The organism is Gaiella sp. (genome assembly GCF_035710885.1).
GTDB lineage: Bacteria > Actinomycetota > Thermoleophilia > Gaiellales > Gaiellaceae > Gaiella.
The window spans coordinates 13840-39727 of record NZ_DASTCS010000030.1 but is presented as its reverse complement, the minus strand read 5'-3'; the positions used below and the strand labels follow the sequence as shown (position 1 = coordinate 39727).

The following is a 25888-nucleotide window of genomic DNA, read 5'->3' as shown; positions in this document are numbered from 1 at the left end:
ATGGGCTGCGCTGCCCGGCGCTCGTAGGCGAGAAACCCGGCGAGCGCGAGGGCGCCTCCGACGAGCGGGACAATGATGGCGGGAGTCGACCAGCCGAGCCGCGGCTGCTGGATGAGCGCGAACACGATCCCGCCCAGCCCGGCCGCGCAGAGGACCGCACCGAGGACGTCGACGCGGCGGCCCGACACCTTCGGTGTCGGCGGCACGGCCGCGAGGACGAGCAGGACCGTCACGACGACCAGGGGGATGTTGAGCGCGAACACCCACCGCCACGACGCCTGGTCGACGATCACGCCGCCCGCCAGCGGGCCGATAACCGCTGCAATCCCGCTCCACGCGGTCCAGCTCCCGATCGCTGGGCCGCGTTCCTGCGGCGAGAACGCGCCGATGATAATCGCCAGCGAGCTCGGTACCAGCAACGCCGCCGCAGCACCCTGCAGCGTTCGCGCAGCGATCAGCACGCCGATCGTGGGCGCCAGGGCGCATGCCACCGAGAAAACCCCGAATGCGACCACGCCGACCGCGAACACCCGGCGCACACCGTAGATGTCACCCAGCGAGCCTCCGATCAGGATCAGAGAGCCCAGGGCCAGCAGATAGGCGTTCACGACCCACTGCTGAGCGGTCAGTCCGCCTCCGAGGTCGCGCTCGATCGCGGGCAGCGCCACGTTGACGATCGTCCCGTCAAGCGTCGCCACGCCCGAACCGAGGACGGCAGCGAGCAGCGTCAGGCGCTGCCGGTGCGTCACGCGCGTCCTCCGCGGCCCGAACGGCGCTACTGCTGGTAGTGCTCGACGACCTCGGCGTCGCGCACGCGTGCGGCGTCTGGGTGGAGACCGGCTTCACGGAGCGCCCGGCGCTGCCGCAGCAGGTCCCAGCACTGGTCGAGCGTCACCTTCAGCGAGTCGAGCCGCTGCCGGTCGGAGTCGGTCGCCTCGCCGGACGCCTCCCGCTCCCACAGCGAGTGCTCCTCGGAGACGAGCTCCTCGATCCGGCCGTGTAGCTGGTCGTCCATCACATCTCCTCTCAGGTCACCCGGACGTTGTCGAGAGCAATATCAGGATGCTCGCCGAGAAATTCGATCCACGCCGTCTTGACGCAGGGATAATGCTTGGCAGCCTCGACGAGGTCCATGAACCCAACGATCGTCGCCTCGAAGCGTTGTCGGAGATCCGGGTTCGCGATCCGGCCATCACCGTCGAACGCATGGTGAGCCTGTGCGAGCGAGAACATGTCCGGGTACACGCGCGCGCCGCAGTGCTCGAACGGCACGCGCAGCGACCAGAGCCCGCGGTTCCCGCCGACCATCGAGGGCGACGCGGACATGAGCAGGCAGTGGCGCTCGTGAAACGGCTGCGGCTGCATGCGCGAGACCCAGTCAAACGCGTTCTTGAGGACGCCTGGCATCGAGGCGTTGTACTCCGGCGAGGCGATGACGAAGGCGTCGCTTGCCTCCAGGCGGCCGCGGAGCTCCTCTGCAGCCGCGGGGAAGCCGTTCTCCACCTGGGCGTCGGCGTTGTACGAGGGGCAATCGAACTCCGCCATCGAGGCGAGGTCGACCGTTCCTCCGTTCGCCTCGATCGCCTCCGCCGCTAGTCCGGCCAGGCGAGTGTTCATCGAGCCCGAGCGGAGGGACGCGGAGAAGACGAGAAAGCGAACGGGCTCGCGGGACTCGTTGTCCATCATCGCGGAACCCGCTCACGAATGCAGCTTGATCGCGCTGCCGAAGCCCAGGTCGAGCGGCTCCTGGACCGAGATGTGCAGGAAGCCCAGTTGCTCGAGCTGGCGCGCGCGGCGTAAGGGGCCGACATCGAGCGGACGTAGGCCCCCGTCGGTGACAAGCTGTGCCACCTTCCGCTTGGCGGCGTCGTCGTCGCCCGCGATCAGCACGTCGAGCGGTTGGCCCGCAACCTCGCCGGCGATGAGCGTCGGAGCGAACGTGGTGTTGAACGCCTTCACCACGGCGGTGCCGTCGGGGACGAGCTGCGCGACCTCCTCGGCGGAGGATGTCCCGGCCGGCGTCGCGAGGTCGTCCCACGTCTCGGTGTTCACCGGGTTCGTGATGTCGACGACGACCTTGCCCGCGAGCCGGTCGCCTTACTCCCGGACAGCATCCTTGATTCCGGGATAGTAGACCGCGAAGACGACCACCTCGCCGCCGAGCGGATCGTCCAGCCCCAGCGCGGCGGCCGAGCCGCCGAGCTCGTCGGCGAGCAGCCGGGCCTGCTCCGGGTCGCGGTCCGCGATCTCCACCTCATGCCCGCCGGCGACGGCTCGCGTGCCGACGCCGCGTCCCATGTTGCCCGCTCCCACGATCGTGACCTTCATCCCTCCACCTCCTCAAGGTGAGCGAGGGCGCATGATTTGAGCTTCTCGATCCTAGTCTTGGCCAGGCACTGGCATGATGCCGACGTGTCAGCGACCGGCCAGACACGGCTCCTGATCGCGACCGGCGAGGCCGCCGCGGACGTCGACGAACTCCCTCCACACATAAGCACGCTCATCCAGAGCGCCTCGGAGATCCTCGTCATCACGCCGATACTCGTCAGCCGACTTCGCTGGCTGGCCTCGGACACCGACCGCGCGCGATACGAGGCCGACGAGCGCCTCGGCGTCGTCCTCGGCCACCTCGAAGCCCTCGCCCCGGACGCCAAGACCCAGGCACAGGTAGGCGACGAGACGCCGCTCACCGCGTTCGAGGATGCGGTCCGCGCGTTCCGTCCAGACCACATTCTGATCGCGCTGCGAAGCGCCGATCACGATGCCTAGCAGGAGCGAGGGCTGATCGACGCGCTCCGGCGTGACTTTCAACTTCCCATGACGGTGTTCGAGATCGACCGTGCCGGGCACGTTCCGCCCGCCAGCTCAGACGCCTGACACAAGAGTCGCGATCCGCGTGATCGTCCACTCCTAATCTCTCGTCCCGACGTCGATCGGACTCGGAGCGTCGACGAGACTCCTCGGACGGTTGGGGCTTCACCGCGCAAATCAGTGTCCTCAACATCCGGTGCGCCGGCCAACACGTCTCAGATCCATCTCAGATCACCCCGACGAACCGCGATCAACGCCGAGACACGCCTCCCGAAGCGGCCCGCGCTCGCGGGCGAGGAGGGCTCACGGAGCGAAGATAGGTGATCCACGCCGTAGGGACGCTGACCGGCAGCAAGTCCGGTTAGTACAAGCTCCTTGACGACCTAGGCACGCAAGTCGTCGAGAGCAAGGCCTGACCCTGAACGCCTAACCAAGCAGACCGTGGTGTCCCGAGAGATCGTGATGACGACAGAAAGATCGAGGTGAGCGGTGAACGCAGCCCAATTTGGCGAAACCCAGCGAACTCAGGCAATGGCGCTGCTTGAGGATCTCCTTTGGGGCGACCTGGAGCAGGCGATCTATGGCCTCGAGGTCACGTTGGTTCTCTCGCTCGAGGCGACGGGTGACGCGATCCGGCAGTGGGAGGACGAGGGCGAGGAGCGTTTTGGTGACGAGTTCTCACTGTCGGCCGAGCAGGTCGCCTCACTTGACGACGAGTGGCGACTCGCGTACATCGCCCGACTGCTTCATACGGCCGCGTATTCGTATGGCGTCTCTCCACGGGCGTCGCCAGGACGGACACCGGACGGCCACGTCACATCCCCGGTTTCCTGGAGCGACCAACCGGGTTCCATTGCGCGACTTCTGCGCGGGCTGAACGACATCCTTCACGGCGTCCCTCCGACGCTCGACTCCGACGCGCGAAGTTAGAGCGTCGGCGAGAGCTGCCCTGAGCGACGTCTCAGTTCGTGTCAGCCTCCGTGTCAGCCTTGGGCGTCAGTTGCAGGCAGCGTGGGTCAGTCGTCGGGCGCGAGAACGGCAGAACCGTGCAAAATGTCAGCTCCAGTCGCCCCCAGTCAGCTCGCGGCCAGTCCTTGCCATGCAGAAGGTCGAGGGTTCGAGTCCCTTCATCCGCTTCTCACGAAAGCCCTGCTAGCGCGGGGCTTTGTCGTCTCAGGAGAGAACACGCCGGAGTAGTTGGCAACACAATGGCAACGCCGCGCGTCCCGATAGTGTCCTGGGAACGGTGGCCGAGCTCGGACAACGAGGTTGGCGACCACGCCCCCGGCTGCCTCGCCGGAGTGCGAGGAATCCACCGCGTTTCTAGCTCCGCGACGATTCGCGGGCAAGGTATTGAGGTATTCAGTGACGCCCGGGGGTCGCGAGCGGGACACTCTTCGTGGGAAGTGATGTCCGCCCGTCGAGCAGGGATTTTCGGTGCTGCCGTTGCATCGTTCGCGCTTTTCGCCGGAGGCGCTGAGGTCACGTCCACAACGAGAACGGCACGATCGGCGGGCGAAACTCTTATGGCGGCGATCCCGCGGACAGGCCCGGGTAGGCAGCCTAGATCCGGGCACGCACCGGGTTTGAAAGGTGGCGGCACCCTGTCTACAGATCAGAGGGCCGCCCACCTTTCGGGCTCTCAGCACGACCCGCACGTGTCCACCACAGGGGTCGGACCGATCGCAGACGAGGGATGAAGGAGGGGAACTGTCCCTCGTACCGCGACCCTACAAGGAACCGCTATCGAAAGTAAAGCGACGACGGTGCGGTGTCTGTCTTCCCGGGCTTCCGAAGATGCCCGGGAAGACGATGGCGGCGGTGCCGAGCCCGTCCTTCCTACACCGGAATGCCGCAGGTCACCGCGGCTGCCTCGAGTGCCGGGAAGATCCCGGACTGCTCCAGGTGGTCTATTCCGTTGCCGTCGCCGAGCACCTTGGCGTTCGGGTTGTTGTGTGCGAGCACGCCGCCTGCACTCGCGTTCTCGTTTTCCCCGGCGGCGACGCCGATCCCGATCGCGAAGTAGAGCGGTTGCCCGGATTCGGCGTAGGCCTCGCTTCCGCACTGCGCCTCCGCGTCCGTCAGTTCGACGCCGATCTCGCTGAGTGTTGCCTGGAACGCGTCGGCAGTGCTCAGATCGAAGAGCAGCCAGTTACCAGACTTGGTCGACTGCTGCAGGCCCTGCAGCGAGGAAGAGACGCGAATGCAGTCGAACGCGAACGCGGAGCCGGCTCCAGCGAGCGCCACCACGAGAACTGCAAGTCCCACAGAGAGACGTTGCTTCATCGAAGTACTCCCCCCTTTTTGTACTCAGAGCCGGGACGTTGCCTGGCCAAGGCATGGAGCGTAGGGATAGTCCGATCCGCGTTCGATGTCAAGCACCTTGGTCGAAGGCATCGAAGGCAACGGCCCGCGGCGGCTCTGGAGTACAAGAAACCATCTGCACACTTACCGATCACACGAGATATAATGCAATCATGCCGGCCGTAGCCAAGATGCCCGCGCTCCTGACCTGCCCCGAGTTCGCCGAGGCGATGCGCGTCGAGGACCCGACCGCCCAACGGCCTAGCCCCGGTGGCCGCTACAACCCTTCGCGCTGTCGCCATGCCGCCTCCTGAACGAGGTGGGCGCGGATCTCGAGGAGGTCGTCGGGGCCTTATGTGGAGGATGGCGTGGTGGAGGGCAGCCGATTCGGCTGCCCTCCACCCGCATTCGCATCCGAGCGCTAGCTCGTCGGAACGTAGTACGGATAGACGGCGACGCCCGGCACCACGTCACCGGCCTGGTCGACCCAGAATCCCGAGTAGGTGAACCCCGGCAGAAGGTCACACGAGACGCCGATACCCGCATAGAAGATGCCTGGTGTCGCGAGGCCCGTCTCCACGAGCAGCGCACCCTGAGTCTGAGGCAAATTGAGGGCGACGCCCGGTGCTGCACCGTTGCTCCGCTCGACAGGCCCCTTGGTCGAGCAATAGAGCGAACGGGACTCCGACGGCGCTTCCGGCGCAACAGAGGGCGACGAAGTCACTTCGCGCTTGGGCTCAGGATCCTCCTCAGGCATGGAGTCGTCGCCCTGTTCCTCGTCCTGTGTTTCGCCTGTCCCCTCGTCCTGGACCTGGTCTTCGTCCTGGACCTCGTCTTCGTCTTGGACGTCCTCTTCCTCCTCGACGTCCTCTTCCTCCTCGACGTCCTCCTCGTCGGCGGGGGCCGCGGCGACACACGTAAAGCCCGCCTCGTTCATGCCACCAACCGCAGGCTCGGGCACGGACGTCTTGACGTCGGTCTGTCCGTTCTTCTTCGTCTTCGTGCAGGTGTACAGCACGTGCGGATTGGCCGCCACGACCGCTGTGGCGCCGATCAACGCAAGCGCCATGATCGCAAGCAGCGACACGGCAAGTGTCAGGTTCCTTCTCATTTCCACCTCTCCCTTTTTCGCTGCCCGGCTCGGTGATGCGTGAAATTCGAGGGGCAGCGACCGCAGTTTCCGTCTACGTCGCAGTCTGTGGCGACCCGGACCCGAGGCGCCCCTCCGTGGTCTAGGGCCAAACCACCCACCTAGCCAGCGCGATGGCAGCAATGGCAACACCGGCGTTCACTCGCGTTTCGAGTTCGTCCGCAGGGTTGCGGGGTGCGGCGACGCCTCCGGCTGCCCTGGATCAGCGGGTTCTCCTTCCATGCCCGGCCTGCGGGTGGCTGCGGAAGGACGAGTTGGATGTGCCGTCGTCCTGGAAGGCCCATCGAGATGTGGAGCGACGTGCCGTCCCACGCGACATCCGTGAGGACGGCGCCTGTCGGGCATGTCATGGCCGGACCTGCCGTGACGTTGACTCCGAGGGGGGAGAGGCGTAGCGTCGGCCACCACTCGAGACAGGGGGGTGGAACGATGACGAGACGGACCCGCTTCGCGGTAGGCGGTGCTCTGCTCGTGGTGGCGGTGGCGGTTGCGTTGCCGGCGGCCGTCATGGCCGGCCCGGACGGAACCGCGAGCGTTCAGTTCGGCAATGCGGACCGCGGTAGCACGGGTGACGTTGGCCCGGGGATAGTGCTACACGACGCGTCCCCGAATGCGCAGTTCAATCTGGTTCCAGGCACGGCTGTGGTCGCGGCTGGAGGAATTGTCACGTTCACGGTCGGCGTGGCAGGGTCACCCAGCAACAAGACAGTCCCCCACCAGGTGGCGGTCTGCAAGTTGGGCATCGGGCCTGACGATGTCGTCATCGCAAACCCGAATGCGATTCCCATCAACGACCCGAACTGTCCGGTCGTGGGACCATCACCGCCGTCTCCCCTGGCGGTCGTCCAGAAGCAGTTCACGGAGCCCGGGCGGTACCTGGTTCTGTGCAACCTCAGGCCGCACTTCACCGAGTTCAAGATGTACGGCTGGGTCAACGTCCACTAGCCGAGCAGTGATTCCGGGAACCGGCCGTGATCGCGACGGCCGGTTCCCGATGGCTCGGTGCAACGACGGCGTCCCCCTGCTCTTCGAACGTCCGCGGGGGCTCGTCTGCCGCGACGTTCGCCGCGGTATGGATCGGGCGGTCGTCGGCAGCGTCAGTAGGAAGTGCGCGTGCGCATTCTCTGGGCGGGTCTCGCGGCGTAGCTCGCGATGTCCAGCAGGACGCCGAGGACGATGAGGGCGACGTCCCAGGAGCCGTCGATGCCCACGATGGGTGACCAGGCGATGATGTACATGAGCGTCGTCCACGGGAGCAGCAGGAAGCCGAGCAGGCCCCAGACCCAGCTGTCGATCGCTGCGTCGGGCTTGTCGCCGAACAGCCACCAGACGAGGAGTGCGATCCGTGGCCCGAGGCCGCCGGCGAGCAGGACGAGGCAACACACGCGGCGCAGTCTGGACAGTGCTCAAGCCATCTGTCAAGCCGCAGCGAGTCAGGTCGTCGTCAGGTTGGGCGTCGCCTGGGTGCGCCTTGGGGCGGTTCAACGCTCGCGTAAACGGCATGAACGGGCGGCTTGTCGACTCCGTGTCGGTTCCGGCAGTTCGCTCTCGTTCCCTGTATGCCGAAGCTCGAGAGTTCGAGCCCCTGCATCAGCTTTGAAACCCGCTCGGACACCAATGACAGGACGCTTGGGGTCGACACCTGTGTAGCCACTCCGCTCAGAAGCTTGCACCTGAGGCGCTTGGAAGAGTCGGACTGCCGAACATGTTGTCCCACTCGCTCGAGTCGTCAGGGCCCCGCGAAGGGTTACGACTGAACTGCTCGACGGACCTCGAAGCCGCATCCGAGCGATCGATCGCCACCGACCTTCCTCCCGAGATCATCGAGGGGTGACGGCGGATCTCCGGCGCCCATTCTGTGTCGGGTCGTTGACCTGCAGGAGATGACGCGAGATGATCTCTTGTGCCTCCCGTTACGAGGAGACTTCGTTGATCGAGCTGAAGTCAGTCCACAAACCAAGCTCGCCGTTCGAGTCGCTGGAAGCCGCGCCCGAGGCGCCCCCGATGACAGTGGGACACGAGGGAGCAGCGACGACGGAAGTATCCCGGTCGCTCAAACAGCTCGTGGTCAAGGGCAAGAGTGGCCCCATCGCACCGCCGTTCGAGACCGTCATCGATCGCGACGATCGCTCTAGGATCCTCGAGACCGACCTCCCACCCTGGCGAATGATCTGCGCATTGCGGATGCGGGGTCCGAACGGAGCTGGGGCGATCGGCACGGGCTGGTTCATCGGGCCGAAGACCGTCGCCACGGCTGGCCACTGTGTCTTCAGCAACTACTTCTTCGGAGGATGGGCAAGCTCGATCGAGGTGATTCCGGGGCTTCTCGGCACGGGCGCTGACAGTGACGTCAGGCCGTACACCAGCGTGTCCAGTCAGCAGTTCTCGTCCGTCGATCGCTGGACCGAGGCAGAGGACGCCGACTTCGACATCGGGTGCATCCACCTGTCCGAACCGAAGGGTGACGAGGTCGGTTGGTTCGCGCTCGCCGCGCTCTCACCCGAGGAGCTGATCGGCTATCTCGTGAATGTCTCCGGGTATCCAGCGGATCGCGGTGCTGGGGCCGAGCAGTACCACAGCTCGAATCGCGTCCTGCGCGTAACGGAGCGGCGGCTTTTCTACGAGGTCGACACGTACGGCGGCCAGAGCGGCGCGCCGGTCTGGGTGCACGAGGACGAGGGCTCCCCGCCGCTGGCCGTCGGGGTCCATGCGTACGGCGTTGGCGGGACACCGTCGGACCTCGGGGTCGTTGCCAATTCCGCACCGAGAATCATCCCCGAGGTGCTTGCGCGGCTGACGGAGTGGGTCGAGCAGGATGGCGGCTGGCCAGGGGACTGATCCGCTTGTCCTCCGATCAGGTCGCGTCGTGGACGAGACCGGCGCTCCGGTATCCGAGGCGCTCGTCTCGATCGTCGAGAGCACTGTTCCGATGCCGGAGATCGCGCTCGTCTCCGACAGTCGCGGCAGCTTCGCCTTGCGCCTGCCGCCGGGTCTCTTCACGTTCCGGGCGCACGGCGCAGGTGGGATCGGAGAGGCCGAGGTCGAGGGGGCTCCTGCGGACGAGGAGATCGTCATCGTGATCGGCGGATAACACGCAGATGTCCACTGATTGGCAGCCGTCAGGACGGTGGAAGGAGAATTTCAGGGGAGCATTGAGCCAGGCCTTCGACGCTGCCTCGCTCGAGCTGCTCACATCGGATTACCTTCCGGCGAATCTCAGGTTCTCGAGAGTGGCGCTGTCGGCGCTGGGCACGACGTTCGACTACCAGATCCAGCAGCTGATCGAGCAAGCGCGCATGGATGACCTGCTGCCTGACCTCGTCGCGGCGGCCCATGAGCGCAGGCCGCGCAACGCGAAGCTGGCCGCAATCGCCGAGGAGCGTGGCTTGACGACGACGGGGCCGCGGCTCGACAACCCGACGGGGGCTTCGCTCGAAGCGCTGATCCAGCAGCACGCGCAGTTCATCGGTTTCGCCGAGTTCCTCGAGGGCATGCAGACGCTGCAGGGTCAGGTGTGTTTCATCGATGTCCCACAGGGGGGCGGCACTGGCTTCCTCGTCGCCGAGGACCTCGTCCTCACGAATCAGCACGTGATCGGACCGATTACACGAGGCAGCGTCAGCCGAAAGGACGTCCGCTGCCGCTTCGACTACCGGGAGACGAGTGACGGCGTCTCGGTCGCAGCAGGGAGACAAACGGATGTCGGGCTGCTCGACACAGAGCAATGGCTCGTCGACAGCATGCCGCCGAGCGCGTCCGACGGGAACCCAGCGCTCGGTGACGCAGGTCCCGGGGAGTTGGACTACGCGCTGATTCGGCTGGCCGATCCGGTCGGCGGGGAACCGATCGGCGGGCCTACGGCTGACCCGTTGGCCGAGCCGCGGGGATGGATCAGGCCGCCGGAGCCGGCGCCGCAACTCGTCGGCGGGAGCCAGGTGTTCATGCTCCAGCATCCGAATCGCGAGCCCCTGCAGCTCGCGATCGGCTCGGTCAGCGCGTTCAACGCCAGCGGCACCCGGGTGCGCCACACGGCAAATAGCAAGGGCGGCTCGTCCGGCTCCCCGTGCCTGAACGCCGATCTCCAGCTCGTGGCGCTGCATCACGCGCACGACCCCGCGTACCCCCCGCAGTGGAACCAGGCTGTGCCGTTCGAGTTGATTCACCAGGCGTGGAAGAACCATGGTGTCGCGATCGTCTGAAAAGCATAGGCAATGCCACTGACGGGATTACAGATCGCAAAGCTCGCGGATGAGCTCGGCGAGCAGTGGGACAATGAAAGACTCGAGCTGTTCGCAGACGTGCTCGACGTCGACTTGGACACGCTGCCCGCCGGCGAGCCCGCGTTCAGGCTCGTCGAGCACATGAACTCGAGCTTTCCGCCTCGCGACCGCGAGCTCCTCGAGCTGTTGTACGAGCGTGGCAACGCGAGGCTCAAGCGTGTTGCCCAGGAGCTTCTCCGACCAGGCTACTTCGCTCCCAACGGTGAGGCGCTCTCCGCCATCTTGCTCGGCCGGGCTCCGTTCGTTGACCGCGAGGTTCTGCGCACCAAGTTGGAGGCCTTCACCAATCCGGACACATACACGCCGCGCGTCCTGGTCGTTCGAGGCGACGAGCCCTGCGGCAAGTCATATACCTGGAGCTTCCTCCAGCATCTTGCGTTCGCGACCGTCGGCGCCAAGCCGATCCGACTCCGACTCAAGGACAAGGGCTACACACCGCGCGCGTTCATGGTCGACGTATTCAACATGCTGAGCCTCGATCTCAGACGACTCCCCGAGATGGCGGACGACCCGCAACTCGCACGGATCGATCCATTGATCAGCGTGTTTCAGGGCCAGCTGGCCGAGATGGCGGGTCAGCGGTACTGGCTGGTGATCGACGATGTGAACGATCCCAGCGTCGCCCCCGCGATAACCGACACGGTGTTCGCGCTTGCTCAGAGCGTCGACGATGCTCGCAGCGACCACCTCTGGCTCGTCCTGCTCGGCTTCAGCGCGCCCATCACCCCGTCCGAGATGCTCGTGGCCGAGGAGTACGCACGGTTCCCGGATCCCGCTCAGGTCGCAGAGCACATCCAGTGCATCGACGCCGCCGGTCCGAGGCGGTTGACTCCGCGGCGGGCGAGGAACATCGCAAATCGCCTCTTCGACGCGTTCCCCGTGATCGACAAGGCGGCGATGGAGCAACTCACACCGCTTCTCGAGCAACTGAGCGAGAGGATCAGGAAGGGAGAGCCACCGTGGCCAAGGCGCAGAGCGCCGCAAAGCTGACGCTCGAGGATCTGCAGCAGCTCCTCGCACTTCCGACCGTCGACGAGGAGCTGCACCCGTATCTGGACGCGGCCTCGGTGCTTGCCGCATTCGATCCGCTGCAGTTGACGCCCGTCGGCGAGGCAGCCCCGCCGCGGCAGGTCGCGCTCGAGGTGCTGCTGCCTCTCTGTGAGCCGATCACCGAGGGAACCCACCGTGGCCTGTGGACCCTGAGTCTCGCCGACCGGCGCTCGGCGCTCCGGCGTCTTGGCACGCGCCAGAGAATGAGACGCGCCCTCCGAGCTAATCCGGACCGGCCCGACACGCCATTGCAGCGGATGTTCGTGCGCGTCGTCGACCGAGCTCCGCTCCAGCTCGACGAGCTCTCTCGCGACGAGCTCGCCGCGCTCTTCACGGTCAACGACTGGATCGGCGACATCCTTCGCGAGGTTCCTGACGAAGCGTCGCTTCGACGGGCCCTGACGACGCACGACCTGACAGCGCCGATGCGGCGGCTGACGAGCGGAGGGTTCGTCGACCGTAGGAACGAGCTCCGTCAGCTGGAGAAGTACGTGTCCACGGAGAGGACAAGGCCGCTCTTCGTCTTCGGCCCCGGGGGAGTCGGCAAGTCGACGCTGATCGCCCGATTTCTGCTCGAGCAGCTCGAGCGAGACGACACGACCTTCGCGTATGTCGACATCGACCGGCCCAGGATCCAGCCGGAGAGACCGTTGACCGTGCTCCTCGAGGTCGTGACACAGCTCCATTCGCAGCTCGGTGTCCCGGACCGCACGGGGCTCCTCGCGGAGCAGATTGCAGAGTCCATCGGTCGCGAGGACGACACACGGCAGTTCGAGACGTTCCAGAGTGGGGCGGTCGAGTGGATGCTCCGACTCGGAGAGGTCCTGGCACAGGCGTCGAGCGGACGCACGATCATCGTCGTCGACACGTTCGAGGAGGCTCAGTTCCTCGGTCCGGAGGTCGCCTGGCCGCTCGTGCAGTTCCTCCTCGAGCTGGCGAGGTCGGCCTCGACGGTGCACGTCATGCTGTCGGGCCGATCGCTGCCTCCGGACTACCTCGTGATCGTCTTTCCCGACGCCATCGTCAGCGGTGGTGAAGGCGTGGTCGGCGATGAGCCGACGCTTGCGGCGATACGGCAGCCGGAACGCCCCATCGACCTCGAGGTGCTGGAACTCGCGCCGGCGCGCGAGCTGCTCGAGCGCTCGCTCGAGTTGGAAGGCCAGCCGCCGCTCGTCCGGCGCGATCTGGACGACGTGATCGCGATCGTCAGCCGCAATCCCATGTGCTTGAAGCTGGCAGCGCGGCTGCTCCGCGAGGAAGGAGTCCACAAGTTGCGGTCCGCGCGGAGCGAGGTGCTGACGAGGCTGAGGGCGGAGAAGATCCAGGCGCTCCTCTACGGACGCATCCTTCATCACATTCACGACGACGACGTCAGGGCGATCGCGTATCCGGGGCTGATCGTGCGGCGCATCGACCCCGACGTGATCAGAAACGTTCTCGCCGAGCCCTGCAAGCTCCAGCTCACGGTCGAGCATGACGAGCACCAGATCTTCTACGACCTCCAACGCGAGGCGGCCCTCGTCGAGCTCGATCCCGAGGACGGAAGCCTCCGACATCGTCTCGACGTCAGGCGTGCGATGCTCGAGGACCTCACGGATCACGTGGACCAGGCCGTTGTCGATCAGATCGACCGAGCCGCTGTTGCCTATTACGAAGGTCGAACCGGGCCCATCGCACGCGCCGAGGAGATCTACCACCGCTTGCGTCGTCGGGAGCCATCGACGCTGTTGGACGCTCGCTGGATGCCCGAAGCAGGTAGCCGGCTGAAGAACGTCGGCGACGAGGTCGGCGCCGAGCAGCAACTGTGGCTCGCGGAGAAGCTCGGGAGAACCCTGGACGACCCCTCGCTGCGGGAGACCGCGAGCCAGGAGGCCTGGGAGGCTCAGGCAAGACGCGCTGCGGACCGGTTCCTCCTCTCTCGCCTCCCGGAGAAAGCGCTCGACATTCTGCACGAGCGGTCGCAGCGACTGCCTCGGAGCGAGCTCTACGCACTCGAGGCGGAGGGCTATCGGTTCCTCGGTCGCCACGACGACGCACTCGAGGTCGCACGGGCTGGTGTCGAGTCCGCGAGCAGAGCAGGGGCGATCGACATGGCGCTCGATCTGCTTCTCAAGATGGTGGTGATCGAGGAAGGGCGCGACAGCTTCGAGGCCGCCCATGCGCTCGCCGACGAGGCAGCCGCTGTCGCCTCCCACACGTCCAACGAGTACCTCGAGCTTCGGACACTCGTGACCCGGCTGCGGGTGGATCGACACCTGCGCCCCGAAGCACATGAATCGCGTCAGCCCGTGCGATTCGAAGCCCTCGAGATGCTGACCCCGGAGATGCTTTCCGAGCTTCGGACGCGTCCCGTGCTCCTTCGGGAAGTGGCTGCCGAGCTCGGGAAGGACCACGCACAGCTGGCCTCCAGCGCGATCGAGATACTCGGTCTCGAAGTCGCAAGTGACGAGCAGGCTCAAGCACTGGGACACGCTCTGGCCACGCTCAACGCGGACCCGCCGTCCGAGCGCCGGCAGAGCCCTGCTGTCATCAAGGGGATCGAGCGCTTCGAGAAGTCCGAATTCGATCCGGTGGTCATCGAGGAGTGGGTGACCAAGAACATGACCACCCGTGATACCCAGGTCATCAGCGGCAGTGTGGGTGCTACCGAGCCGCGGACGAAGGTCCTCGGTGACTTCCGGGAGTACTTCCGCGCAGGGGTCGAGAACAGCATTCGGGGCGTCTGAAGGGTCGTTCCATGACCGTTGTCGACATCCACTGTCACACGTTCAACGCCGACGACCTGCCCGCACGGGGCTTCATCCGGCGGACCCGTTTCGACGACTCCCGGATCGGCGAGCTCGTGGGCGTGCTCGCCGACCGCCTGGTACAAGGTCAGGCGCCCGGCTACCAGGCGGAGAAGGACGAGCTCGATCGGCTGTTGACGGTCGAGGCATTCACCGAGGCGCACGAGGCTACTCCCGCCAGAGTCGATCCTGTCGATCGCTTCGACGCCGACGTCGACGCCGCGTACGCGTCGGTCGAGATCTCCGATCCCCAGCTGCTCCACGAGGTCGGGACGCTCTTGGCGGACGAGGCCGCCGTCACGGGCGCGCCCGGCGCCGAGGAAGGGGTCTGGGACTGGGTCACCGGCGCCCGCCGGGCGGTGCGCTGGGTCAAGCTCTTCGGCGCGTCGAGGCTTCAGAACACGCTTCTCCTCGTTCGGAACTTCGACGATGAGATCGACCTCTACACGCCGTTGGTGGTCGACATGGACATGGGTCTGTACGACCGTGCCAACACCCGTATCCGCGAGCAGATCGAGCTTCACGAGAAGATCTCGCGGCTGAGCATGCTCGGTCGCCTGCCCGGTGTCGTACGCGGCAGGATTCATCCTTTCGTGGGCTTCGACCCGCGTCGCGAGGTGCGAGATCGCATGGCCGGAGAGGTCGAGACTGCCCTCGACGTCGTCAAGCTCGCCGTCGAGACCTACGGCTTCGTCGGGGTGAAGCTGTATCCGCCGATGGGCTTCAAGCCGGTCGGTAACACGAAGACACGGGACATGACGGAAGCGGTCGCGCGTCAGGTCGACGACGTGTTGCGTGAGCTCTACGCCTGGTGCGTGGCGGGGGACGTTCCCATCACCGTCCACTGCAACCGATCCAACGAGGCCCACGACGACTACCTGGAATTCAGCCATCCCGAGCTCTGGTCCAACGTCTTGGACGAATTCCCACGGCTGCGTTTGAACCTCGGACACTTCGGGGGTGCGAACCGTGACGCGCCCCCGTCCGCCTGGCCGATCCAGATCGCGGAGCTAGCTACCGCCGAGCATCCACACCTCGTCGCCGACGTCGGGAACCACAGGATCTACGACAGGGTCCTGCGCAGCCAGTACCTGGCATTGCTACGGCGACTGTTCGACGCTGTTCCCACGGCCGGCATGGCCGACCGAGTGATGTTCGGGAGCGACTGGTACATGGTCGCCATACATCCGGAGCACGATCGCTTTCTCGAGACGTATCGATCCGCCTGGCTGGCCGAGTTCGGCAAAGAGTCGACGGAGTCGTTCCTCGGCGGCGCTGCACTGCGGTTCCTCGGGTTCGACGATCCGCGGGCAGGAAGCACCCGGCGGCTGCGGGCACGGTACGAGCGATACGCCCCCGACCGAACACCGACCTGGCTGGCCGGAGCCGCCTGAGCTGTGAAGAGTCAGCTTGGTCGCACCGAGCCGGTTCCACAGCGTGAAACCCGCGGCGAACGAGGCCGTCACGATCGCCGTTGCCTACGGTGGTACCCCGGAGGATGACGTGCCTCGTCGTGGGATCGCCTCAGGACACTCTGTGCGCGAGCGCGAGTTGGCCCACGTCGGCACCGGAGTCGACGCGGCGCGGTGCTGCCACTCGGCGCTTCAGCGCCGATCGCCTCATGAGATCCCTTGTACCCGGGCCGGCGTCATTGTAGCGTTGGCCACAAGCTGTCAGAGTTCGATGGGGGGGCACTCTGGTCGGCAGGCGACTGTCTGCAGGCATCCACGCCGGCCGGAACGACACGGGAGGCGACGCCATGCCACGTGATCCGGATCCGATGAACGGGAGGTTGCTCGAGTCGCTCCCTGATGCGCTCGCCGCATCCATCGAAGTGCGGGACGCGTGGCGCAAGCGGGCGGCCGCCTCGTCCGACGGCCTGGAATTCCTGGTCTCGGACGTGGTGCGCTGGGTCCCCGGCTCAAGCGTCCGCGTTGCGTTCCTCGACGGCGACGATGCGCTGCACGCGGACGTCGCTGACGCTACGCAGCAGATCGCGGACGAGTGCAACCTCGCACTCGACTTCGGCGTCGACGCAGCGGGAAAGCACCGGCGTTGGACCGAGTCGGACACGGAGCACCGGGCGGAGATCCGGGTCAGCTTCGATCTCGGCGGCTTCTGGTCGCTCGTCGGGACCGACAGCACGGACGAGACGGTCGGCGCCCCCTCCGACCCGGCGGGCGGGCGGCCGGGCCAGCGGAGCCTGAACCTCGGAGGCTTCACGACGAATCTGCCCCCGGACTGGCAGGGCACCGTCCGTCACGAGTTCCTCCATGCACTGGGGTTCCAGCACGAGCATCAGAACATGCGCGGTCCTTGCGAAGCCGAGTTCCGCTGGGAGGACGATCCCGGCTACATCCCGACGCAGGACGCCCGCGGTGTGTTCGTCCGCGACGCGGCGGGGCGTCTCCCCGGGATCTACACGTACCTCGCGGGCGCGCCCAACCGGTGGCCGCGTGCGAAGGTCGACCACAACCTGCGGACGGAGGAATCGGAGGACACGGTCGCAGGGCCGTTCGACAAGGCGTCCGTGATGCTCTACCGCTTCGACGCCTTCTTCTACAAGTCGAGCCCCAGCCCCTGCGCACCGACGACCGAGGGAGTCGACCTGTCCGATGGCGACAAGCGAGCCCTCCGCCTCATCTACCCGCGCACGGCCGCGGAGCTGGAGACGATCGGCGGGAGAGCGGAGGCGGCGTTGACGGAGCTCCGGGACGGGGCGGAGGGCGGCCTCGAGTCGGTGACCGCGCCTTCGCCGTACCAGGCGCGTGCAGAGGCACTGGCGGCGGCCATGGCCGACGGCTTGCGTCGGTGACGTCGGGAGGCTCCACGGGGCTCGCCCGAGCGTGCTCGGTCTAGGCGCTGCGCGAATGTTGCTCCGACGCGACCCGGGCCAGGCAACGTCATCCGGGTTGGGCTGACGTATGGCGCACCCGATCTTCGACCGCAGCACGTTCGCCTGGGACCGGCAGGAAGCCGAGCATCTCTACGAGATGCTGGTTGCGTCGATCCCGCAGCCGCCCGAGATCACCCAGCTCTACGCCCAGGCGGGGGGCGACCCCGGCTCTCTCACTCCCGGCCAAGCGGCTCGCGACACCTGGCGGGAGGCTCTCGAGCTGCTGGCAGGTATCCGGGCGCTGCGACGGCTGTGCGAGGACGTCCTGCCCGGGGTCCTGCGACTGCAAGGCACCGCGCCGTTTCAGGCGGCCCTGCGGGCCGTCGTCGGCGCGACGCCCGCGGTCGAGCAACGGATCATCTCCGGCATCCCGGTCCTCGACCGCAGGCCGCTCCGGAGCCTCGTGACCGCGCTGCAGTCCGACGTTGCGCTGAGGGTGCTGCTCGTGCGCGGGGAGCCGAAGACGGGCAAGACCCATGGGCGCCACGTCTTTCAGGCTGCGGCGGCGGACAGCGGCGCGAAAGCGGTCTATCTGTATGCGCCGATGGTGGCCACGGTCGACGACGTCGTCGGAGAGCTGTTCAGTGCCCTCGGCGCCGTGGACGCCGTGCCCGATCGCGACACGACCGGCCCCGCCTGGTACGGGACGGTGTGCAGGAAGCTCGGCGAAGTCGCCGATGCCAAGAACACGCAGCTTTGGGTCGCGGTCGACGACCTGGGGGCGGCATCGGAGCCCGACGGCGCGCCGCTACTCGACCCGCAGATAGCTGCGTTCTGCGGACAGTTCGTGCTCCACATGCCGAATCCGGCCTTCGGACAGTGGTTCCGGCTGATGCTCATCCACTATCCCCCCGGGCCTGTGCCGACCCGGTGGCTCCGCGACGTCTGGAGAGAGGACGAGCCCACGACGGCCGACGTGCAGAAGCAAGACGTCGAGGACTACCTTCGCGATTGGGGCCTGGAGAACGATCGCAAATTCGTCGAGGACGAGCTTGCAGCGCTCGCTGAGGACGTGATCGCGAAGGTCGACGGCCCCACCACACCGGAGGAAGCGGCCGTTCCACGCCTGCAACGCCTGCACGACAGCCTGACGGAGACGCTGCGCGGGTCGACGGGCGGGGGCGGGCCGTGATCATCGGCCGTGAGGAGATGTTCGACGTCGTCGCGTTCCACGCGGGCCTCCACGCGGCCCTGCGCGGGGTGGTGCGTGTCCAGACGTACTCTGAGCGAAGCGGCTCCGTGGGCAACTTCAACTTCACCACGGGGTGGTTGATCACCGACGACCTCGTGGTGATCCCGGACTTCGTCATAGAAGGGGAGCCCGGGAGGACGTACTCTTGTCAACAGGGGACCGAGACGATCGAGGCTGAAGTCGTGCTCGGCGGAACCCACCGCGACGGCTCGTCGCCGGCCGTCCTTCGGCTCGCGGGGACGCTGTCCGGAAAGCCGCTCCAACTGGCAAGCGGAGCGACAGAGGAGCACCAGCAAGTGTTCCTTCTCCACCATCCGGCCGGGAATCCTCGACTGCACCTGAGTATCGGCCGCTTGATGGATGCGAAACCTCCATGGCTCCGATACGACGCCGACACGATCGGGGGGTCCTCGGGCGCGCCCGTGCTCAACACGGACTGGGCCGTCGTCGGAATGCACACGCAGTCGGGCATGCCGCAAGACACGGCGATGTTCAACCAGGGTCTCTCGCTTCCGGCGATGCTCCCGCACCTGCGGGACTCGCCGGCGTGGGACGAGATCGCACGGCATCACAAGCTCGCCGACGTCGCAGCAATCCGCGTCGCGCTCGAGGAGGCCGCGCCCGCGCCGGCAGCAGCGATCGGTGACGCGGAGCTACTCGGTGCGGCGGTCCGCTGGAGCTTCGATCCTCACAGCTTCCCGGACGACGTGGTCGAACGGCTACGGCCGCTGGTCGCCGAGCCTTCCGCGCCGGACTGGAGTCTCCAGGCCGACGCGCGCTCGTCGCTCCTGCGATCCGCGGGGTCGTTGGCCGCGTTGCGCGAGGCGCGGGGGAAGGAGTCGATTTCGCATCCCGGCCAGCTCGTCATCGACCGGATCCTCGCCGGGCCGCCCTACTCGCTCGACGACGTGCCTGAGGGCGCTCTGCCGTACTGGCTTCAGGCAGCGCGCTGGTTCGGCGACGTAGCTCCGTCGCTCCCAAGTCCCGCGGAGGTCAACCGAGTACTCGAACGTCGGCGGGTGCGCAGCCGCCTGCAGGAGATCGGCGGCGCCGGCTTCCGCGGGCGGGCGGAGGAGCTCCGCGAGTTGCGCGACTGGTACGGCGACGCTGCCGCGGGTCCGATGGTGGTTACCGGGATCGGCGGGGTCGGAAAATCAGCCCTCGTAGCTCGGTTCGCGCTGGAGCTTCCCGAGAGGACACTCCAGCTCTGGCTGGACTTCGACCGCGCCGACCTCGCGCCCGATGATGCCACGTCGGTGCTCCGGCTGATGTTCGATCAACTCGCGACGCAGCTGGACGGATTCCGCGCACCCCCCCTCGAGGATCCCACGTCCTGGCAGACAGCCGTCTCGACGCTGGGACCGGAGCTTGCGCCCCACCTGAAGGGTGCCTCGCCGCCACTGCTCGTGCTGGACGGCTTCGAGGTCGCACAGTACGTGAAGCAGCACCGCGAGATCTGGCAGCTACTCGACGAGCTCCTCCCATGGTTTCCGGGTGTCCGGGTACTGGTGAGCGGGCGTGCCCCCGTCGTGAACCTCGAGCTCGGCGGGCGGCCGGCCAGCGACATCCATCTCGAAGGGCTCGCCAAGACAGATGCGATCTCGTGGCTACGCGAGGGCGGGATCGAGGACGACCGCGTGCTCGAGCGCATCGCGGAAATCACGCGTGGCGTGCCGCTGGCGCTGCGGCTCGCGGTGCGGTGGGCCGAGACCGGTGGAGAGGTCACCGAGCTTCCAGAGAAGCTGCCCGCGCAGCTCGTCGATGGCTTCCTCTACCAGCGGATCCTCGATCGCGTGATCGACCCGGCGCTCAAGCCCGTTGCGCAGGATGCGCTCGTGCTGCGCCGGTTGACACCAACCTTGATCTCCGAGGTGCTTGCCGACAGGCTTCCCGAGGGCCTCGGCGCCGACGAAGTGTTCGCGCGGCTGAGGCAGGAGATGGCGCTCGTCGGCGACGGGTCGGAGGTCGAGGAGTTCGGAGTGGCGTTGCCGGGCATCGACGTGCTGCGTCTTCGGCCGGAGGTGCGCTCCGCGACGCTCCGCCTGCTCGAGACCGACAACCGAGAGCGGGTCCGGACGATCGACGAGCGTGCAGCGGCGTGGTACGCGGGACAGGACACCGAGAACCTCACGAGCGCCGCCGAGCTCGTCTACCACCGTCTGCGGCTCGGGGACGTGTCCGGTGCCGAGCAAGCATGGCGTGACGGCTGCGCCCCACTCCTCCTCTACGCCGACGAGGAGCTCCCGGAGGGAGCCGAGGCTGCGCGGGCCTGGCTGCGTGAGCGAACGGTCGCCCCGCCCGCTGCGATCGACGCGGTGGCTACCTGGGAGCGCGACGCCCAGGAGCGCGTACGCGCCTTACTGGCGCGCGGCGTGCTGACGTCCGTCGATTCGGTTCTCGCAGAGCGCGAGGAGCGCAGCCCCGCCAGCCCGCTCACACTGTACGACGCCTGGTCGCGTTGGTCGGCGGGCGACCTCCTGGGGGCGCGCCGGCTGCTGGATGCGACCCCGGCGCCATCGGGGCCGTTGGGGAGAGACTGGGCGGTCCTCGCGGCTTGGCTGGCGGCCGAGGCCGGGGATCGCAGAGAGGCAGACCGGAGGCTGCGCTCGGTCCTGGAGGTCGGATGCTGGGCCGATCGCCCGGAACCGGAGCTCGACACCCTCACGGTGGAAGCTGCGCGCGTTCGCCTCACGATCGACCTCGAGGCCGAACTCGCGGTCGCGGACATCCAGAGGAGATACGCGCTCGAGCTCTCACCCTCCGAGGTCCTGCCGCCGGACGACGTGGTGCTCCCGTATCTCTCGGACGTACTCGGTGGCATGGCGGTGCTGGAGTCCACAGCCGCTGTGCTGCGCTCCCCACAGGACGCCATCGAGTTCGCGGCGTTCGCTGCCGTGCTCGATCGCGCACGCGCGAGCCATGCGGGAGAGCCCGTCCTGCCGGTCGCGGATCCGGCCGGTTCCGCGCTCTCCGACAAGGATCCGTGGAAGTCCGGCGATCTCGCCCTTACCGATCGGCTGAACGAACTGCGTGTGGACTGGGGCACCGACGACGTCGAAGGGCTTCGCGCCACGGCTCTCGACCTCACCGTCCTCGGCTGGCGCAGGTGGCGCCTCGTGACTTCGAGCCCGTTCCTCGCGCGGGCCTGCGAGCTCGCTCTCGGCCTGAATCTCGTAGGAGAGCCGCAACGCCTTTCCATCGTGGGGACCCTGGCCGTGTTCGCCACGCGCGAGCGCAGGTCGTTCATGCTGATGGATCCGACGGGGCGTCCGTTGATCGACATCCTCGACAAGGTCGCTGCCGGTCGCGCGCCGGCTTCCGCGCTGCGCCCGACCACCCGCCAGGTGACGCTCACATCGAAGGTCCTCCGACTCCACGGCGCGTCCGCCGAGAGCGAGGCGATCGAGGAGCTGCTGCAGCAGTCTGCGTCGGCGGTACTCCAACCGAAAATGATCGTTCGGACGTTCGGCCCAGGGGGCTGGACCCTGCAGAACCTCGCGCTCCACCTCGTCAGCCCCGACCCGCTCGAGATGCTGGTGCGGCGTGTCGTAGGAATCCCGGACACCCTTCCCCTCCGAGTCCAGTCCCCTCCGGACACCGCCATGACGTCTCCCCTCCCAGGTCAGCCATGACGTCGATCCTCGATGCGCTGCCGTACCCCTTCGCCGAGCGAGAGGCGCAGGACCTGCAGCTCGTGCTGACGAGGCTCTACCCCTCTGCGATGCAGGCGATCCCAGTAGCGGAACGGGCCGGCCTCGACAGCACGTACCTCAACGCGCAGCAGCCGCCCGTCTACCTCTGGCGCGACATCCTGCTTCAGGCCGCACAGAATGGCATGACGCGCGGCCTCGTGACCACTGTGCGCGACCTGCTCAACGCGACGCACCCGAGCCGGGCGTTCCTGGACGACCTGCTCGCCGATCGCGCACCGTCGACGGAAGCAGAGCCGCGCAACGCCGACGGCACGCCGGTCTTCATCGCGGGCGACGATGCCGTGTCCGAGCCCGAGGCGTTGCTCTACTACGACGACCTCACGCTCCAGATCGGGCGCGTGCCGGGCCTGATCGCGACCTTGCAGCGGCTCGTAGCCCTCGCACCCGCCGTATGCCGGTTCGTGGTGGACGTGCATGGGGCGGGTATGCACGGCTCGGGCTTTCGCATCGCTTCCGACCTCCTGCTCACGAACTGGCACGTTCTTCACGATCAGAGCACCGGCACCCGCGCCACCGCCGTGACCGCCGAGTTCGGCTATGAGGACGACGGTCAGGGAGGCGCGCTGGCGCCGACGACGATCCCGTGCGACGTCGAGAGCGTCGTGACCGACAAGACCGACGACTGGGCCGTGATCCGGGCGAACCTCCCGCTTCTCGACTCATGGCCGATCTTGAAGCTCTCGGAGGCTGTCTCGCCGGCCGCCAACGAGCCCGCGTACATCATCCAGCACCCGGGGGGCGACCGAAAGCGCCTCGGCTTCGTGCGCAATCAGGTGTCGTCGTTCGACGATCGCGTCGTCCACTATCTGACGGACACGCAGGCGGGGTCGTCGGGCTCGCCGGTCTTCGACGCGCAGGGACGGCTCATCGGCCTCCACCATGCCGGCGGAACGCCGCAACAGGTCGTCGGCAAGCCGCCGATGGCAAAGAACGAGGGTATTCGGATCCCGCGCGTCGTGTCCGGACTCGCCGCTCAGAACGTCGTCACCCCGTAACCGATCCGGTCAAGGTCCGAGGGGAGGAAAGCAGCCAGGGCACGACGCCACGCAGGGACCGGCCGAAGCCGCGGGAAGGGGATCGCTACCGGTCGAACGGCGTTCGACGGTCACGTGGAGAAGCTCTCCAACCCGGTGCGGGTCCGGATCTTCTCGCCGCCCTCCGCTCCGAACTGGTCGGACTCGTGCAGCTCGGGCGGGAAGGTGATCACGGCGACGAGCTCTTCGAGATCCGGCACGGAGATCATCCGCTCCCGCCACTGCTCGTCGACCGCAAACTCCACGTCGGTGCGGGAGAGGTCTTGCTCCAGCACGAATGCGAACGTCTGGATGTCGTCGCCCTTCCGTGCGACGACGATCTTCCAGAACCGTCGCGGTATCCGAACGAGCACGGCACCCTCGTCGTCGACGCCCCGGAACAGCGGATCGTCGGTGCCGAACACGGGGCCGGCCAACAACGAGTACCGCTCGGTCTCCGCCTGGTCGAGAATCAGGTTCTCCAGCTGCCCCCAGACACCCTGCAGCCTGGACTGGTTGAAGTGTGCGACCTGGGGCGAGCAGTTGGTGACGTGGTACGTGTCGCCGTTCGCGCGCCGCACCTCGTCGAAGCTGTCGCCCCACGCAACATCCTCGCGCCTGACGATGTGCCCTTTGTCGAACGAAGCGCGGTCCTTGGAGAAGAAGCGATCCGGCAGCTGGTGCACGGCGGGAATGCGTGGGTCGGTGAACCACTTCTCGCGGTCGTTCTCGCCCAGACCTCCCAGGCCCTTGCGGCTGTAGTCGTGCCCCGGCTCCGGCTCTTTGCGGCCGGGAGCGGCGTCGACGTTCGAGGCGGTGAACAGCGCGAGCCGGCGGTTCTTGTCGACCACGATCGAGAAGTGCTCGTACGGCAGCGTGTGGCTGCCGTCGTCGAGTCGCGAGACGATGGTGTCGTCGAGGACGGTGGGCGGGGGGATCCGGGGCCCGAGGAACAGCTCGTCGTACCCCTTGCGCGTCGAGAAGTCCACGTCGCGGAAAGGCTCTACCATGGCCTCGACGGCCGCATCGGGCGTGGTCATCTGCTGTACCGCCGGGTTCGCGGCGCGAACCTGGACGGTCAGCTCCAGCGGGATCGACCACGTGAGGGCCTGCGCTTCCGGATCGAAGCTGACGCGTGCCACGCTCGTCGGGCCTGCCGGTCGGACGGCCGCGGCCCTCTCGCTCACGGAAGGTGTCGGGTCGGCCAGCGCCCAGTACTCGTCCCAGCCGGTGGCAGTACCATCGAGCTCCTCCTCGAAGTCGACCCTCGCTTCGACGACGCGCCGGTCGAGCGCCAGCTCGCGCGTCGGCACCGCGAAGTTCGCCTCGAGGTAGCGGCCGGCGAAATGAAGGCCGACCGCGGCACCGGTCGTGAGATCGATCAGCGCCGAGCCGGAGTTCCCGCCGAGTGTCGAGCTGTCATGTGTGACCGCGGAGACGGTATGACCGAAACTCCTGATGTCGCCGCGTTCCCGCAGCTTTCCCGGCTGCAGGCGCTTGACGTTGAACACACCGCCGAAGATCCGGTTCTGGAGGTCGACGTTGTTGCGCGTGTCGAGGGCTGGATACCCGATGACGGCGATCTCCCGGTCGCGCAGGTCATCAGGGGGCGCGACCGAGAGGCGAAGTGCGGGGACGTTCTCCATGCCCTCGACGAGGAGTAGGGCCATGTCCCAGTAGGGATGGATCATCACCACGCGCTCGATGTGGAATACGCGTGACTCGGTCCGGCCGCGCTCGCGGACGAAGTCGACGGCGGCGCGCTGGCCGGGACGGAACGACAGCTCCTCACGTCCAATCCCCAGGGCGAACAGCTCGGCGACGTGCCGGTTCGTCATCAGCAAGCCGTCGCCGACAACGAAGCCCGTCCCGCCGTAGGGGAGCGAGGGGTGATCCGGGAGCTCGACCCGGCCGATGGCCGGGATTGCTGCTTCGATGATCGCTCGAAACGGGCTCTCGCCCAGGTGCTGGAACGGCGCCGGGGGCGCGTCGTACGTCGCGTCCACGACATCGACGACCGGACGTTCCTTCGGGAGGACGATTGCCTCGAGGGCGTCGGTTTGTTCGTTCGAGAGCGGCTCGTCGCGCTCCATTCGTGCGACGGCCTCTCGGGCGTGCTCCACCTCGGCCTCGGTCGCCCATGGCACCCTCTCGATGCCCTCGAGCACCTCCGACTCCCCGCCCGCAGACTCCAGCCCTCCGGTCGGCGCGACCCTCTTCAGCAGCCGCTTGACCTTTGCCGACTTGTCGTCGTTCATCCGAATCTCTTCCTTTCCGTGTAGTCCGCCCCGGTCAGAAGAGCGAGACGTCGCCGAACTGGACGGTCGCGACACCCATGAGGACGGCGCCCACGAGGATCAGGAGACCTGCGAACCGAAGGTTCTCCGGTAGGGCCGCCACGATTCCCTGCACCTGTTCGAGCGCGCTGCTCGCGGCCTCGGTCGACGCCCCCGCGGCCGCGACCGCCTCGGTTGCCTCGGGTACTGCGCTGCCCACACTCTCGAACCCTGAGCCTGCAACCGCCGACGCAGTGCGCTCGATGTGCCCTCGTGCCTCTTCGAGCCTCGCCTGCGCGTCCTCTAGCTTGCTTCTTGCGTCCTCGGCCGTTCGGGGTGCGCGCCTCGGCGACGTCAAGAGCCCGATGACGACGCCGCCGACGAGGAGCGCGATGCCGACGACAAAGCAGGTCCAAG

The 25888-nt window shown here is 67.1% G+C and carries 24 protein-coding genes; 14 read left to right on the top strand and 10 right to left on the bottom strand.

Annotated elements, in window-relative coordinates; translation table 11 throughout:
* The 5 genes from VFO26_RS06300 to VFO26_RS06280 form a co-directional block, all read right to left on the bottom strand.
* On the bottom strand, positions 1-749 hold a 749-nt coding region (locus tag VFO26_RS06300), incomplete at its 3' end, for an MFS transporter (RefSeq protein ID WP_325114065.1).
* Positions 750-775: 26 nt separating this feature from the next.
* Positions 776-1015 carry a DUF2630 family protein gene (locus VFO26_RS06295; protein ID WP_325114064.1) on the bottom strand — a complete coding sequence of 80 codons (240 nt, stop codon included), beginning with the start codon at positions 1013-1015 and terminating at the stop codon, positions 776-778.
* An 11-nt stretch (positions 1016-1026) separates the two neighbouring features.
* Positions 1027-1686, bottom strand: coding sequence for an NAD(P)H-dependent oxidoreductase (locus tag VFO26_RS06290; protein WP_325114063.1), 660 nt, complete (start codon positions 1684-1686; stop codon positions 1027-1029).
* Positions 1687-1698: 12 nt separating this feature from the next.
* Positions 1699-2052 carry a hypothetical protein gene (locus VFO26_RS06285; RefSeq protein ID WP_325114062.1) on the bottom strand — a complete coding sequence of 118 codons (354 nt, stop codon included), beginning with the start codon at positions 2050-2052 and terminating at the stop codon, positions 1699-1701.
* 45 nt (positions 2053-2097) lie between these two features.
* Positions 2098-2328 carry an NAD(P)-binding domain-containing protein gene (locus tag VFO26_RS06280; RefSeq protein WP_325114060.1) on the bottom strand — a complete coding sequence of 77 codons (231 nt, stop codon included), beginning with the start codon at positions 2326-2328 and terminating at the stop codon, positions 2098-2100.
* Between the two features lie 36 nt (positions 2329-2364).
* On the opposite strand from VFO26_RS06280, the gene VFO26_RS06275 reads away from it, so the two are divergent.
* Both VFO26_RS06275 and VFO26_RS06270 read left to right on the top strand, forming a co-directional pair.
* Complete coding sequence (locus VFO26_RS06275; RefSeq protein WP_325114059.1) at positions 2365-2769, top strand: hypothetical protein; 405 nt, start codon at positions 2365-2367, stop codon at positions 2767-2769.
* Positions 2770-3300: 531 nt separating this feature from the next.
* Positions 3301-3741: a hypothetical protein gene (locus VFO26_RS06270; protein ID WP_325114058.1), complete on the top strand. Its 441-nt coding sequence runs from the start codon at positions 3301-3303 to the stop codon at positions 3739-3741.
* Positions 3742-4650: 909 nt separating this feature from the next.
* Here VFO26_RS06270 and VFO26_RS06265 read toward each other — a convergent pair.
* Positions 4651-5079, bottom strand: coding sequence for a hypothetical protein (locus tag VFO26_RS06265; protein WP_325114057.1), 429 nt, complete (start codon positions 5077-5079; stop codon positions 4651-4653).
* A gap of 209 nt (positions 5080-5288) precedes the next feature.
* On the opposite strand from VFO26_RS06265, the gene VFO26_RS06260 reads away from it, so the two are divergent.
* Positions 5289-5429: a hypothetical protein gene (locus tag VFO26_RS06260; protein WP_325114056.1), complete on the top strand. Its 141-nt coding sequence runs from the start codon at positions 5289-5291 to the stop codon at positions 5427-5429.
* Between the two features lie 107 nt (positions 5430-5536).
* Here the strand turns inward: VFO26_RS06260 and VFO26_RS06255 are convergent, their stop codons facing one another.
* Entirely contained in the window at positions 5537-6226 is a 690-nt protein-coding gene (locus VFO26_RS06255) for a hypothetical protein (RefSeq protein WP_325114055.1), read from the bottom strand.
* Positions 6227-6694: 468 nt separating this feature from the next.
* Here VFO26_RS06255 and VFO26_RS06250 point away from each other — a divergent pair, with 468 nt between their 5' ends.
* Positions 6695-7210, top strand: coding sequence for a hypothetical protein (locus VFO26_RS06250; protein WP_325114054.1), 516 nt, complete (start codon positions 6695-6697; stop codon positions 7208-7210).
* 152 nt (positions 7211-7362) lie between these two features.
* Here VFO26_RS06250 and VFO26_RS06245 read toward each other — a convergent pair whose 3' ends face one another.
* Positions 7363-7650 (bottom strand): hypothetical protein, encoded by a 288-nt coding sequence (locus VFO26_RS06245; RefSeq protein WP_325114053.1) that lies wholly within the window; start codon positions 7648-7650, stop codon positions 7363-7365.
* A gap of 619 nt (positions 7651-8269) precedes the next feature.
* On the opposite strand from VFO26_RS06245, the gene VFO26_RS06240 reads away from it, so the two are divergent.
* The 10 genes from VFO26_RS06240 (at position 8270) to VFO26_RS06195 (ending at position 23177) form a co-directional block, all read left to right on the top strand.
* Entirely contained in the window at positions 8270-9103 is an 834-nt protein-coding gene (locus tag VFO26_RS06240) for a trypsin-like serine peptidase (RefSeq protein ID WP_325114052.1), read from the top strand.
* Between the two features lie 28 nt (positions 9104-9131).
* Positions 9132-9356: a hypothetical protein gene (locus VFO26_RS06235; RefSeq protein ID WP_325114051.1), complete on the top strand. Its 225-nt coding sequence runs from the start codon at positions 9132-9134 to the stop codon at positions 9354-9356.
* A 7-nt stretch (positions 9357-9363) separates the two neighbouring features.
* Positions 9364-10464, top strand: coding sequence for a trypsin-like peptidase domain-containing protein (locus VFO26_RS06230; protein ID WP_325114050.1), 1101 nt, complete (start codon positions 9364-9366; stop codon positions 10462-10464).
* A gap of 12 nt (positions 10465-10476) precedes the next feature.
* Positions 10477-11535 (top strand): hypothetical protein, encoded by a 1059-nt coding sequence (locus tag VFO26_RS06225; RefSeq protein WP_325114049.1) that lies wholly within the window; start codon positions 10477-10479, stop codon positions 11533-11535.
* Entirely contained in the window at positions 11505-14321 is a 2817-nt protein-coding gene (locus VFO26_RS06220; RefSeq protein ID WP_325114048.1) for an ATP-binding protein, read from the top strand. The genes VFO26_RS06225 and VFO26_RS06220 overlap by 31 nt, the downstream gene beginning before the upstream one ends.
* Before the next feature lie 11 nt (positions 14322-14332).
* The gene (locus VFO26_RS06215) at positions 14333-15775 is read left to right on the top strand and encodes an amidohydrolase family protein (RefSeq protein WP_325114047.1); all 1443 of its coding nucleotides are present in this window, start codon (positions 14333-14335) and stop codon (positions 15773-15775) included.
* A gap of 365 nt (positions 15776-16140) precedes the next feature.
* Positions 16141-17196 carry a hypothetical protein gene (locus tag VFO26_RS06210; RefSeq protein WP_325114046.1) on the top strand — a complete coding sequence of 352 codons (1056 nt, stop codon included), beginning with the start codon at positions 16141-16143 and terminating at the stop codon, positions 17194-17196.
* 109 nt (positions 17197-17305) lie between these two features.
* Positions 17306-18409 carry a hypothetical protein gene (locus VFO26_RS06205; protein WP_325114045.1) on the top strand — a complete coding sequence of 368 codons (1104 nt, stop codon included), beginning with the start codon at positions 17306-17308 and terminating at the stop codon, positions 18407-18409.
* Complete coding sequence (locus VFO26_RS06200) at positions 18406-22101, top strand: serine protease (protein WP_325114044.1); 3696 nt, start codon at positions 18406-18408, stop codon at positions 22099-22101. The genes VFO26_RS06205 and VFO26_RS06200 overlap by 4 nt, the downstream gene beginning before the upstream one ends.
* Complete coding sequence (locus VFO26_RS06195) at positions 22098-23177, top strand: trypsin-like serine peptidase (protein WP_325114043.1); 1080 nt, start codon at positions 22098-22100, stop codon at positions 23175-23177. Before VFO26_RS06200 ends, VFO26_RS06195 begins: the two co-directional genes overlap by 4 nt.
* 110 nt (positions 23178-23287) lie before the next feature.
* Here the strand turns inward: VFO26_RS06195 and VFO26_RS06190 are convergent, their stop codons facing one another.
* Both VFO26_RS06190 and VFO26_RS06185 read right to left on the bottom strand, forming a co-directional pair.
* Positions 23288-25453 carry a DNA/RNA non-specific endonuclease gene (locus tag VFO26_RS06190; RefSeq protein ID WP_325114042.1) on the bottom strand — a complete coding sequence of 722 codons (2166 nt, stop codon included), beginning with the start codon at positions 25451-25453 and terminating at the stop codon, positions 23288-23290.
* Positions 25454-25487: 34 nt separating this feature from the next.
* Positions 25488-25691 carry a hypothetical protein gene (locus VFO26_RS06185; protein WP_325114041.1) on the bottom strand — a complete coding sequence of 68 codons (204 nt, stop codon included), beginning with the start codon at positions 25689-25691 and terminating at the stop codon, positions 25488-25490.
* Positions 25692-25888 lie beyond the last annotated feature (197 nt).